Annotated in this window: 8 protein-coding genes and 1 pseudogene; 3 read left to right on the forward strand and 6 right to left on the reverse strand. The window is 35.4% G+C overall.

Going from position 1 to position 12,172, the window contains the following annotated elements:
- Nucleotides 1-30: 30 nt before the first annotated feature.
- The 4 genes from fusA to EDM02_RS03570 form a co-directional block, all read right to left on the reverse strand.
- On the reverse strand, nt 31-2,175 hold the full coding sequence (gene fusA / locus EDM02_RS03555) for an elongation factor G (RefSeq protein ID WP_123663059.1): 2,145 nt from the start codon (nt 2,173-2,175) through the stop codon (nt 31-33).
- Nucleotides 2,176-2,646, reverse strand: a complete 471-nt coding sequence (rpsG, locus tag EDM02_RS03560) for a 30S ribosomal protein S7 (RefSeq protein ID WP_123663061.1) — start codon at nt 2,644-2,646, stop codon at nt 2,176-2,178.
- 149 nt (nt 2,647-2,795) lie between these two features.
- The gene (gene rpsL / locus EDM02_RS03565; RefSeq protein ID WP_123663146.1) at nt 2,796-3,173 is read right to left on the reverse strand and encodes a 30S ribosomal protein S12; all 378 of its coding nucleotides are present in this window, start codon (nt 3,171-3,173) and stop codon (nt 2,796-2,798) included.
- 218 nt (nt 3,174-3,391) lie between these two features.
- On the reverse strand, nt 3,392-3,898 hold the full coding sequence (locus EDM02_RS03570; RefSeq protein ID WP_123663148.1) for a hypothetical protein: 507 nt from the start codon (nt 3,896-3,898) through the stop codon (nt 3,392-3,394).
- Between the two features lie 1,197 nt (nt 3,899-5,095).
- On the opposite strand from EDM02_RS03570, the gene EDM02_RS03575 reads away from it, so the two are divergent.
- Together EDM02_RS03575 and EDM02_RS03580 are read left to right on the forward strand one after the other, a co-directional pair.
- Nucleotides 5,096-5,923, forward strand: coding sequence for a rhomboid family intramembrane serine protease (locus EDM02_RS03575; protein ID WP_123663150.1), 828 nt, complete (start codon nt 5,096-5,098; stop codon nt 5,921-5,923).
- A 600-nt stretch (nt 5,924-6,523) separates the two neighbouring features.
- Nucleotides 6,524-7,513 carry an SPFH domain-containing protein gene (locus EDM02_RS03580; RefSeq protein WP_260215041.1) on the forward strand — a complete coding sequence of 330 codons (990 nt, stop codon included), beginning with the start codon at nt 6,524-6,526 and terminating at the stop codon, nt 7,511-7,513.
- 547 nt (nt 7,514-8,060) lie between these two features.
- On the opposite strand, the gene EDM02_RS03585 is transcribed toward EDM02_RS03580, so the two are convergent.
- Nucleotides 8,061-9,821: a DUF1609 domain-containing protein gene (locus EDM02_RS03585; protein WP_184891127.1), complete on the reverse strand. Its 1,761-nt coding sequence runs from the start codon at nt 9,819-9,821 to the stop codon at nt 8,061-8,063.
- Between the two features lie 496 nt (nt 9,822-10,317).
- Nucleotides 10,318-10,905, reverse strand: coding sequence for a CPBP family intramembrane glutamic endopeptidase (locus EDM02_RS03590; RefSeq protein WP_184891128.1), 588 nt, complete (start codon nt 10,903-10,905; stop codon nt 10,318-10,320).
- 264 nt (nt 10,906-11,169) lie between these two features.
- On the opposite strand from EDM02_RS03590, the pseudogene ruvB reads away from it, so the two are divergent.
- Nucleotides 11,170-12,162 (forward strand): annotated as a pseudogene (ruvB, locus tag EDM02_RS05810) (Holliday junction branch migration DNA helicase RuvB); the annotation flags it as partial.
- Nucleotides 12,163-12,172 lie beyond the last annotated feature (10 nt).

Genomic DNA, 12,172 nt, shown 5'->3' on the forward strand with positions numbered 1-12,172 from the left:
TGTTTTATTGCAATAATATAGATATATATTTTATACCGTTATGCCTTTTACTTTATTGATAATACCCTCTGCTAAGTTTTTAGGAACGGGTTCATAATGCGAAAAAGTCAATGAAGCAGAAGCCCTACCTGAAGTAATGGTTCTTAGGTCAGTAACATAACCAAACAGTTCTGCCAATGGCACATCTGCTTTAACCATTTGCAACCCAATTTTACTGCTCATTCCTTTCATAATCCCTCTTCTTCTATTAAGATCACCTGTTACTGGACCTGTAAATTCATCAGGGGTAGCTACTTCTATAGACATAATGGGTTCTAGTAGCACAGGAGAAGCTTTCTGGGCAGCTGCCCTAAATCCAACCCTAGCGGCTAATTCAAATGATAAGGAATCGGAGTCAACCTCATGATAAGAACCATGGAAAATTTTAACGCGCATGGATTCTACAGGATAGTTTGCCAATGGACCATTATCCATAGCCATGGTAAATCCTTTTTGAATAGATGGGATAAATTCCTTAGGAATAACCCCTCCAACAATCTTGTTCACAAATTCTAATCCGGGCTGAATCGGTTCTTCTCCAATCTTTTCTCTAGGTCCTATTTCAAAAGAAATATCTGCAAACTTACCTCTACCACCTGTTTGTTTTTTGTACACTTCCTTGTGTGTTATGGTAGTGGTAAGCGCTTCCTTATAGGCTACTTGCGGTGCGCCCTGGTTAATTTCAAGTTTAAATTCTCGTTTAAGGCGATCAATGATAATCTCTAAGTGCAGCTCACCCATCCCTTTTAGGATGGTTTGACCAGTTTCACTATTGGTTTCCATACGCAAAGTCGGATCTTCTTCCATTAACTTGGCAATAGACATGGTTAACTTGTCTTGATCTGCTTGCTTTTTTGGCTCAATAGAATAACCAATTACCGGTTCTGGGAAGGTGATGGCTTCCAGTATAGCTTTATGCTTTTCACTTGTTAGGGTGTCCCCTGTTTTAATTTCCTTAAATCCTACAACCGCACAAATATCTCCTGCTTGTACCGTGTCAATGGGATTTTGTTTATTGGCATGCATTTGCATCAAACGAGAAATTCGTTCTTTTTTACCTGTTCTATTGTTGTAAACGTAGGATCCAGCAGGTAAGGTACCCGCATATACACGTAAAAAAGCAAGTCTACCTACAAAAGGATCCGTTGCAATTTTAAAAGCCAATGCGGTAAATGGTTCACTATTTTCTGGTTTTCTAAATGCTGTTTCGTTTGTATCTGGATGGATACAGGCTACTGGAGGTAAATCTAATGGAGAAGGAAGATACGCACATACTGCATCCAATAATGCTTGCACACCCTTATTTTTAAAAGCAGAACCACAGAGAACAGGAGAAAAAGAGAGATCCATAACAGCTTTTCGAACGGCTGCCCTGATCTCATCTGTGGTAATGGCTTTTGGATTGTCAAAGAATTTTTCCATAAGTCCTTCGTCATAACTGGCTACATTTTCAATCAATTTTTGACGCCATTCTTCAATAGTTTCTACTAAATCGTCAGGAATAGCTACTACCTGGTAGGTCATACCTAAATCATCCTCATTCCAAATCATTGCTTCATTGGTAATCAAATCCACAACTCCTTTAAATGCAGCTTCACTGCCAATAGGAATTTGCAATGGAACAGGGTTAGTACCCAGCTTTTCCTTGATTTCATTGAGCGCATTAAAAAAGTTGGCACCAGCTCTATCCATTTTATTTATGAAACAGATGCGTGGCACTTTATATTTGTCAGCTTGACGCCAAACAGTTTCAGACTGAGGCTCTACGCCACTTACGGCGCAAAATAAGGCAACTGCACCATCTAAGACACGTAAAGAACGTTCTACCTCAACCGTAAAATCTACGTGGCCAGGTGTATCGATAATGTTAATCTTGTAAGTTTGTGTTTTTTCATTTGATTTTCCTTGTATAGTAGGATATTTCCAAAATGTGGTAGTGGCAGCAGAGGTAATAGTAATCCCTCGTTCTTGCTCTTGAGCCATCCAATCCATGACTGCACCTCCATCATGTACTTCGCCTATTTTGTGGGTAAGACCTGTATAGTACAGAATGCGTTCAGTTGTAGTAGTTTTACCGGCATCAATATGGGCCATGATGCCTATGTTTCTTAAAAATGTTAATTCGTTTGTTGCCACTTATCTCAAATTAAAATGTGAGAAGGCTTTATTTGAACTTGCCATTTTATGGGTATCTACTTTACGTTTGAAAGCAGTTCCTTCTTCTTTAGAAGCTGCAATAATTTCATTGGTAAGCCTTTCTTGCATGGTTTTTTCTCCGCGGGATCGAGCAAAAGAAATCAACCATTTTATACCTAAAAAAACCCTTCTATCTGCTCTTATTTCAATAGGCACTTGAAGCGTAGCACCCCCCACGCGACGGCGTTTAACCTCTAATAGAGGGGTTACATTATTTAGCGCTCTACGCCAAACTTCCAACCCATCTTCTTTGGTTTTTTGTGCTACTAAGTCAATTGTATTATAAAATATACTAAAAGAAAGACTTTTTTTCCCTTTTTTCATTAATCCGTTTACAAACCTAGTTACAAGCGGATCTCCATATTTATAGTCAGGTGGTAAAACTCTTTTTATAGCTTGCTTTCTTCTCATAATTTATTTTCTTGCTTTCACTGAAATTAATTTTTTATCTGGGGCATGTAACCCTATGCTTGTACCCTCTCTATGATGGCTACTCTTAGAGATATAGTTCAGCTATTAAGGCAATAGCCTACAGGAACTGGTTAATTTAGATTAACCAGTTATTTCTTTTTAGATTTCTTTGCTCCATATAAGGATCTACCTTGGCATCTTCCACTAACGCCTGAGGTATCCAATACACCACGAATCACACCATATCGGACACCCGATAAGTCTTTTACTCCCCCCCCTCTAACCAGCACGATGGAGTGCTCTTGTAAATTATGCCCTTCTCCAGGAATATATACGTTTACTTCTTTACCAGTTGTGAGGCGTACCCTAGCTACTTTTTTCATAGAAGAGTTTGGCTTCCTTGGTTTCATGGTATACACTTTTGTGCATACGCCCCGTCGCTGGGGGCATGATACAAGTGCGGGAGACTTGGATGAGGAAGATTTTTTTTTCCTTCCTTTTTTTACGAGCTGTTGTATGGTTAACATGTACTGCTTAATAGTGTATCGTTTGCTTTAAAATAAGGTTTTAAAATAAATGTAGGGTAGGTTTGCAAAATGCATTACCAAGGCCCATGTCGGTTTTTAATCACCCGATTAGTCCCCATTAGTTTAGAATCCAATCAACGCAAGATATAATATTTATATTGATTTTTCAAAAAAAACTCAATGGCTTTTCATGTATGACTAGAACAGCCATGCTATGGTTAGCCAGATGAGGGAAACGGTATGGGCGTAATGGCAGACATTTGGCCTTTTAGCTTTGTTTGTTTCTTTCTTAGTCTTGTACTTTGTTTCCTAGATCCTAGTGTTTCAGCTAATATAATATATCTTTCCATTTCCATTAAGTATTGATCAGCTCTAGTAAGCGTTGCTTGTAATAGGGCAGCTTTCCCTCCCTTTGCTTTTCTTTTATTTTGGGATACCTTATTGCCGATCCACCTTTTGATAAAACCTCCCTGGCTAAATTCGTTCCACCATTGCTCATCATAGCTGTATTGGTTGATCTGTTGCTCATACTTGAAACATTTTTTAATCGTTTTATTAGCTTGTTCTAAGCAATTTTTTGCCTTTTCTTTTGCTTCTTTTTTAGATAATCTACCATTTAATAACGCACTATTTTCCATCGCGTTATGCTGGCTATTGTCAATAACCAGACGATTATAAGGAGGAAGTGTATCTTCCGTTAAGTAAAGGGGGGGTGCAGAAGGCATTCGGAGTGGTTTGATAGAAGATTGAACAGATTGGGTTGTATCTATTTGGCTTCTATAGGCATATGCGGTGCACCCGCTTTGAACCAGGAACCAAGACCATAGCAAGCGGGATGTATGAGACTTGCATAAAAGACTAGATCGAAAACATGAAGATATTTTTTTTCGTAGAAAATTCATTATTACAAATTATGACGTTAATGTGTTTTTTTATACATTCTGTTTGCCTATATTACTTAGGCATTATTTTTATGCTGTTTACGCTTTATTTTAGTTATGGATTGGGGCCATTGATATGAGATCCTTGATATAAATAACAATATTATAATAGTAGTATAGTTATTGTTATAATAATATCCTATCTAGATGTAGAAAATAATATAAACGCTCGAAGAAATATAAATAACTTAATATGTAAACCGAGATAACAAGATAACCTAAAAAGTTTATCTCCTGTGCCTGATTATCCGATGCGAATCAATAAAATAGCATATAATAAGTAGGAAAAGAAGCGTTTGATTTGCTACTATTGTAGTAGTTATTTACTGATATTAACGTAGCATTAGAATGTACCTAATCCAAAACGTATGTTAGTATTAGTTAGTTATGGCAGGGGCTTATTGAAAACACGCTTTAAGGTATCCGTTCAGTCATGTGGCCTATACGTATCTGTGTTTACACCAATTAGAAATAACGCAAATAATACTAGTCGTAAAAAATGCGCCTTGAACAAAGCTGTGACTAGAAAATTGCAGGCTGCAAGCTGGTAGAAAATCAGCCAGTTTGAGCCTACTCTTCGTCTTTGAAAAGCTGGCTGCGTTCCGCTTCGGGATTCAGCGTACTCGCATAGGGCGTACTATGCTGCGTGCGCTTCACCCTCGCGCGCCTTGCCAGCTTCCCAAATCCATTGAGTAACCGTAGAGGGCGAATTCTGATTTTCAGCTTGCGGCCTGCAATTTTCAACAGCTTTGTTCACCAGCGCTTGATTTTTTTTGGCTACTTTTTTTGATCAAGCAAAAAAAGTAGTTTTAAAAAAAAGTAGTTTTAAAAAAAATGGATAAAATCATTATGTATTAAATATGTATTAGCCATTTGCTATAATCTATAAAATACGGCTGTCACGCAAGTGAACGGACAATGGCGTCAACTTAAGGTTTAGCTGTTATTGATAACCAAGTAGAATAGGAGGGTAGGCTAATCATGAATTGCCTTAAGTTGACGCCATTGAGTGAACGGATACGCTTTAAGATATTAAATGGAATTGAGACGCAATATGTGCAAAAACATCTTTTTTCAATGAACATTTTATACGGTTATATTCGAACGCAATTTAAGCAATCTGGCAATGGATTGATAAAACTCATATTGATACACGTTTTAAGCTTTTTATTTATATTGTTAATCAGTTCTATATGCTATATCTGCGGTTATGAAGATTACATTCCCTTACTCTATGAAAAATTGACTTTTCCTTCTCTTTATCCATTGCTATTAAAGCAACCTTGGACGATTATTACCTACTCTTTTGTGCATAAAAGCCTTGTAAACTTATTTTGGGATTTGCTTATGTTACATGTTTTGGGTCAACGCATACGAACGGTTACCCATGCAAAACATATATTACGTCTCTATTTTTTAGGACAAGTAGTTGGTGCAGTTGTTTTTTTTATACTATATCAATTTTCGCCCCACTTCAAGGGTATTGCTGCTAATCTTATGGGTCCATCAGCTGCTATTTATGCCATTATGGCAGCAGTTTGTGTTTTACTACCTGATCTAAAGGTAAACTTCTTTTTTATATCTGTACAATTAAAATATATTGTTATGTTTTTACTTGTAGTTGCTTTCATGCATTTAACCAGTAATGATGCAGGTTATTATTTAGCGCAATTAAGTGGTGCATTTGCTGGATACCTTTATGCTAAAAAATCTAAAAATGGTATGGACCGCAATGGCTCTTTTTTTAAAATAACACAATATAATAATAGGGTAAAGCGTACAACCAAATTTGTTAACATAACTAAATAGATAGTATAGTATGAGTAGATAAAATCATATTTCTATAATTTTATAAAATATGGTTGTTACGCATATGAGCAAGTATTATATATTGTTTATTTTTTACCTTAAATTTACGCAGAATGTTTTTTAAAATTGTAAAAATTCTATGCAAGCTATTTGGAATTACCTACCTAGTTGAACTAGCTAAAAAAAAGTTAAGCATATCTATCTGTCAATTTCAGTATAACATTAAAGCACAAGCAAAAAAAATAGGAGCTATTCTTTTATTTGTTTTTCTAATTTTTATGCTGTTCAGTTCAGGGTTCCATTTTTTATTATTAGGATTAGCCTACTGGCTGAATAGTCTACTATGTAGTGCCTATATGGGGTTTTTTATCATTTCAATTTTTTGTTTTTTAATGGTTATGTTAATATTCGTTATCTTGTATAGAAAGATGCATTATCAAGAAGAGAAATAAGAACAAGCAGAAAAGTAAGAAAATGCACAGTAGGATATCTACTGGCAATAGCATTGGGTAAAATTATTTTTGTAAACGTAGGGGTATAGAAAGAGGAATAGCGTAAAACCAGCAGTAACATAATTTTAATTTAAAACAAGTAGCCAAAATGGAATATCTTTTAGTCAAAGCGTTAATGAAATATTTTTTAATAGTAATAGCCATTGTGGTTCTTTTTATAATTTACCTAATGGTTAAGGTTGTGCCGCAACAGCAAGCATGGGTTGTAGAGCGATTGGGAAAATTTGATAGAGTTTTACAACCCGGCTTAAACCTTTTGATACCAATGGTTCAAAAAGTATCATACAAACATACTTTAAAAGAAGAGGCGATTGATGTTACGGCTCAAACGGCTATTTCAAATGACAATGTTACCTTATCAATAGATGGCGTTTTATACGTAAAAATTATTGACCCAGTAGCTGCATCGTATGGAGTGAGTAATCCCTATTATGCTATTACTCAACTTGCACAAACAACTATGCGTTCAGAAATAGGTAAATTACCGTTGGACAGAACTTTTGAAGAGCGGGAAATGTTGAATATAGCTATCGTTTCTACCATTAACCAAGCAGCAGTCAATTGGGGTATCCAATGTATGCGTTATGAAATCAAAGATATTCATCCACCGCAAACCATTCTTAAAGCTATGGAGCTGCAGGTTGCAGCAGAACGTCAAAAAAGAGCACAAATTTTAGATTCAGAAGGAAATAGGCAAGCAAAAATAAATCATGCGGAAGGAGAAAAAGCCCATGTAGTATTGAATTCTGAGGCTTCCTATATTGATCAAGTGAATAGAGCAAAGGGTGAAGCAGAAGCCATAGGGCTAGTGGCATTAGCTGCAGCTAAAAGCATAGAGGTTATTGCAATCGCCATCCAAAAATCGGGAGGGAAGGATGCCGTATCTTTAAAAGTTGCTGAACAATATATAGCCGCTTTTAGCCAATTAGCTAATAAATCAAACACCGTAATTTTACCTGCAAATCTTTCTGAACCAGGGAATTTTGTAGCAAGTGCTTTAACTATTTTTAATCAATTACAGGGGGTAAATGACAAGGAGGTAAATGATAAGAAATTGACAAAGAAACCAAATGCGTAGGTATAACTAATTTTATCCAGTTTATTGTATCCATGTTCGTAATTGGAGTAGCACTAGGGCACACTTTATGATGTATCCGTTCAGTGGTGTGACCTATGCGTATCCGTGTTCGTCAATTAGCAATAGTGCAATATTATAAAAAAAGGCGCCTTGAAAAAACTGTGGAAAGAAAAGAAGGGAAAAAAATCAAAAGAAAATCAATTTGTCTGAGCTCCATAGGAGCGAGATTTGATTTTCGGTTTTTTTCCTTTCTTTTCAGCAGTTTTTTCACCAGCGCTTGATTTTTTTTGGCTACTTTTTTTGATCAAGCAAAAAAAGTAGCTTTAAAATAAGTAGTTTTAAAAAAAAATGGATAAAATCATCAATAATCTATAAAATATGGCTACCACGCAAGTGAACGGACAATGGCGTCAACTTAAGGCAATTCATGATTAGCCTACCCTCCTATTCTACTTGGTTATCAATAACAGCTAAACCTTAAGTTGACGCCATTGACTGAACGGATACATTAAAATCTGTTCACTGAAAGTACTTAAGCGACTTTTTACTATGCATAGATTCTATACGGAAGAACATGGATAGTTGTAGTAAGCTTATTAGCGAATTCTTTATTCTTACACTTTTTTGATTTACCTGGGATATTAACAATATATTCTTGCGTAAGAGGGTCTTTGACTATATTTCTTCCTATAGGTTCATACAGATCACTATTATCTTCTTTTTCTGCCCCATCCTTATTAGAGTCATAGTTTGGTATCTGAGAACGAAGCACCTCTTCTGTTCCCGAAAAGCGCACAGCTTGATGGTAAATGGTATTGTCCGCTGTTATAGCTATATCTACCATACCATATTTCTTTATTCCTTGATTTTCAACAATAACAGCTGCTGTTCTAGTATTTCCCCTATGCATAAAATAATTACCCTCATCTTCACGCGCTAACAAATTTTGGATGGGAATTATATCGTGCTTGATTTTTTCTTTAATTATATGATCTATGTCTTTATTTTTATCTTTAAACTGTCCGTCATAAGAATTCTCTGGAACCTGCTGAAAATAGTCAAAAAGCCATTTGGGTGGTCTAGACCATTTCTTTACTCTAGGATGGATCTTATACCCTGAAGAGATTGATGGTATTATGGTAAGCAGTTGGCTGCTACTTAGCAGTTCAACCTGGTCATCAAAGGAGAGGGGAACCATTGCCTCTTCACTGCCTTTTTTCTGTCTATTCGTAGACAATGGTTTTGATTTACCCACAAATTTTTTCTTATTCGTACTAGCTACATCTCTAATACATTGGTTTTTATTTATATTAATTCCCTTTATTTCTTCGCATAACATATCAACTGTTTTACATTCTTTGGAAGACGGTTCCGCTAAAACTTCTTCGATAGTGGGCATTATTGCAGATCCACTTGCTGGTTTCATCCTAGCCATCAAGAATTTTTCATATTTCTCTGTTACTTCTTCTATTGTTTGGTTTTCAAGAGCTTTACATAAAGAAAGCAAAATATCTAAGTCAATTGCATACTTGTATATTACGACACCTTGCTTATTCCAATCAGCCGTCTCTTTATTATCATTTACACACAGATTCATTAATATTCTATTTGCTATAGCTTCATTTTGCCAAACATGCGACATAACTTGATTTATTTTTTGCTTATTATTGTCAATAATTAGGCAATTCTCACACATTTTTTTTATTATGTCATCTTTGCTATTTTTAGGTGAAAAATGGAAGCCTAACGTTTGTAGTTTCTTTAAAATAGCATTCCGCAGACGTATTTTCTCTTCTTTGGCAAGTTGAAATAGATAGTCTCCATAGGTCCTTGTACTATCTTGCATAGCCTTTTTAACTAATTTTTTAGCTTGATATTCAATAATATCATTAATATCTTGCCTGCTCCTTATAATTTTATTTTTTATTTCTTCAGTCTCTTCTATCTTTTTTACGCTAGCCATGTAGCTTTTACAACTTTTAACGTGGCCAGATTCGATGTTGAGATTCCCGTTTTCTTGTATATAAGGCACTTTGAATGAAAATTCCTCTTTTACCTGATTTAGCGTATTTTTTGTTAAGATTATCAAATAATCTTGTAAGGATTTTTGTTCTTCTTTTGACAGTAACTTTACTATTTCATAAAATTTAGAGCTTGGTAAGAACATTACATCATTAATACATAAAATAGGAAACGAAAGATCATCATGTTCATGTGCATCTTTTCCATCTTCTTGTATTTTCAGTTGTTCCTGTCTTTTATCTGAAAGTTGTTGATCAGCAGTTACCATTTGAGAAGCTGCTTGCATAGGTAATAACTGTTTGCCACAGCTTGATAGTATTACTACTACACAGCATATTAAAAATGTATATAAAAATCTAAAGTAAAATAAGCAACTGTTATTCTTATTAATCTGCATGGCTAAAAGGTTAAAAGTTTTTTGTATTCCCTACGTTAACGTTAGGAAGTTCCAATTTATACAAAAAAATTTATAATTGCAAAAATTATGACTTGAAAAAAAATACAGTATCTTTTTTTTGATCAAGCAAAAAAAGTAGCTTTAAAGGAAGTAGTTTTTTTTAAAAGAAGTAGTTTTAAAAAAAATGGATAAATAAAATGGATAAAATCATCCATTATTAAATATTAGCCATTTGCTGTAATCTATAATATCGCTGCCACGCAGATGAACGGACAATGGCGTCAACTTAAGGTTTAGCTGTTATTGATAACCAAGTAGAATAGGAGGGTAGGCTAATCATGAATTGCCTTAAGTTGACGCCATTGGATGAACGGATACGTTTATTTTAATTTTTATGGTTCTTATCTATTATCGAGTAGCCATAGGTTATACAAAAACAAGCGGCTAGTAAAGACTCAATAGCTACTATACTACGTACTATAATGGGTAAACTTTTTATAGCAGATTCAATGCTTCCATTTAATCCTAAATAGATTATACTTACTACGCATAAATTATTTATAGCATGCGCCATAATGGAGTAAACGATGTGCCCACTCTTTTGGTATAGATAACTAAAGAAGCATCCCAATGTAAAGTACATTGGGCTATATGGTATGTTCCTATGTATTAGGGTAAATAATAGTGAAATAATGATAGTCGAGAGAAGTTTTCTTCGGGTTATAGCGTATAAGCACTTTTCCAAAATATGTCGAAAAAAAAGTTCTTCTCCAATAGCAGCCAAGCAGGTTATTCGTAAAACTCCAGATAATAGAAAATCAGTTATATTACTAAAATATACTACAGGCTGTACTACAATAGGATGCCATAATTCTTCTTGGATACTCATCCATAACATTATGGAAAACGTTACCAACAGTTGAGCTAATATGGTACTGATACTTAATCTTTGAAAATTAGCAAGTGGTTTCATAAGGCTTTTAATGCCTTGTTTTTCGTATAGAAGTATGTAAATCAAAGAAATTGTACAGAACGCTGTATATTTCCTAAACATAATATAAATGCTAACCCATTTCGGTTCCGGTTGCTGCCAGAACATTACCGTTATGCTTATTACAATAAGAAAGTCAAATATGCACGATAGTACCCATATTTTGAACAACTTACATAGTTTTGCGGTTGGTTTCATTATTGATATCTTTTTTGCTTATATTTTGGTTCAATCAATATAGTAAAAATGGAGGATAATCTTGAAAGTAAACCATTTAGTCAGGTAAAAAAAACAGAGGTACATTTTGACAAAGCCCTACGTCCCTTTCAATTTCATGATTTTTATGGGCAAGAAAAGTTAGTGGAAAATATGCAAGTATTTGTTACAGCTGCTAAGCAAAGAAAAGAGGCGCTTGATCATGTATTGTTGCATGGACCGCCTGGATTAGGCAAGACTACATTGGCGTATATTATTGCCAATGAACTTAATACCAATATAAAAGCTACCTCTGGCCCTGTATTGGACAAACCCGGAGATTTGGCTGGCATTTTGACAGGCTTGGAATCTTATAATGTACTTTTTATAGATGAAATACATCGGCTCAATCCGTTAGTAGAAGAGTATTTGTATACAGCTATGGAGGATTTTAAAATAGATATTATGTTAGATGCAGGCCCTAATGCACGTAGTGTACAGTTAGCGTTGAATCCTTTTACATTAATTGGTGCTACTACTCGTTCAGGCTTATTGACCGCTCCTTTTCGTTCTCGTTTTGGTATTAATGCTCGATTGGATTATTACCCTGTTGCGTTACTCACTAAAATAGTTGAGCGTGCTAGTGCTATGTTGGAAACGGCTATTGACCAAGAAGCTGCCTATGAAATTGCCAGACGCAGCCGAGGCACTCCCCGTATAGCTAATAATCTACTGAAACGCACCAGAGATTTTGCCCAAATTAAAGGAGATGGTTTTATTACCAGAGAAATAGTTAAGCTAAGTTTAGCAGCCCTGCAGGTAGATGAACATGGGCTAGATGAAATGGATAAGCGTATTCTTACCACTATTATTGAAAAATTTAAGGGCGGGCCTGTAGGTCTTACAACGATTGCAACAGCTTGTTCAGAGGAAACAGAAACGATAGAAGAGGTATATGAACCATTTCTTATTCAGGAAGGGTATATCCAGCGTACGCCACGGGGGAGAGTGGCAACAGAAGCTGCCTATAAGCACCTAGGTATACCTTATACAG

The organism is Candidatus Cardinium hertigii (assembly GCF_003788695.1).

Excerpts from the sequence above, each read along its gene's own strand:
- EDM02_RS03575 (WP_123663150.1), top strand. The coding sequence starts at position 5,096 with ATGAATTGCCTTAAGTTGACGCCATTGAGTGAACGGATACGCTTTAAG.
- EDM02_RS03570 (WP_123663148.1), bottom strand. The coding sequence starts at position 3,898 with ATGCCTTCTGCACCCCCCCTTTACTTAACGGAAGATACACTTCCTCCT.
- EDM02_RS03590 (WP_184891128.1), bottom strand. The coding sequence starts at position 10,905 with ATGAAACCACTTGCTAATTTTCAAAGATTAAGTATCAGTACCATATTA.
- rpsG (WP_123663061.1), bottom strand. The coding sequence starts at position 2,646 with ATGAGAAGAAAGCAAGCTATAAAAAGAGTTTTACCACCTGACTATAAA.
- EDM02_RS03580 (WP_260215041.1), top strand. The coding sequence starts at position 6,524 with ATGGAATATCTTTTAGTCAAAGCGTTAATGAAATATTTTTTAATAGTA.
- EDM02_RS03585 (WP_184891127.1), bottom strand. The coding sequence starts at position 9,821 with ATGCAAGCAGCTTCTCAAATGGTAACTGCTGATCAACAACTTTCAGAT.
- rpsL (WP_123663146.1), bottom strand. The coding sequence starts at position 3,173 with ATGTTAACCATACAACAGCTCGTAAAAAAAGGAAGGAAAAAAAAATCT.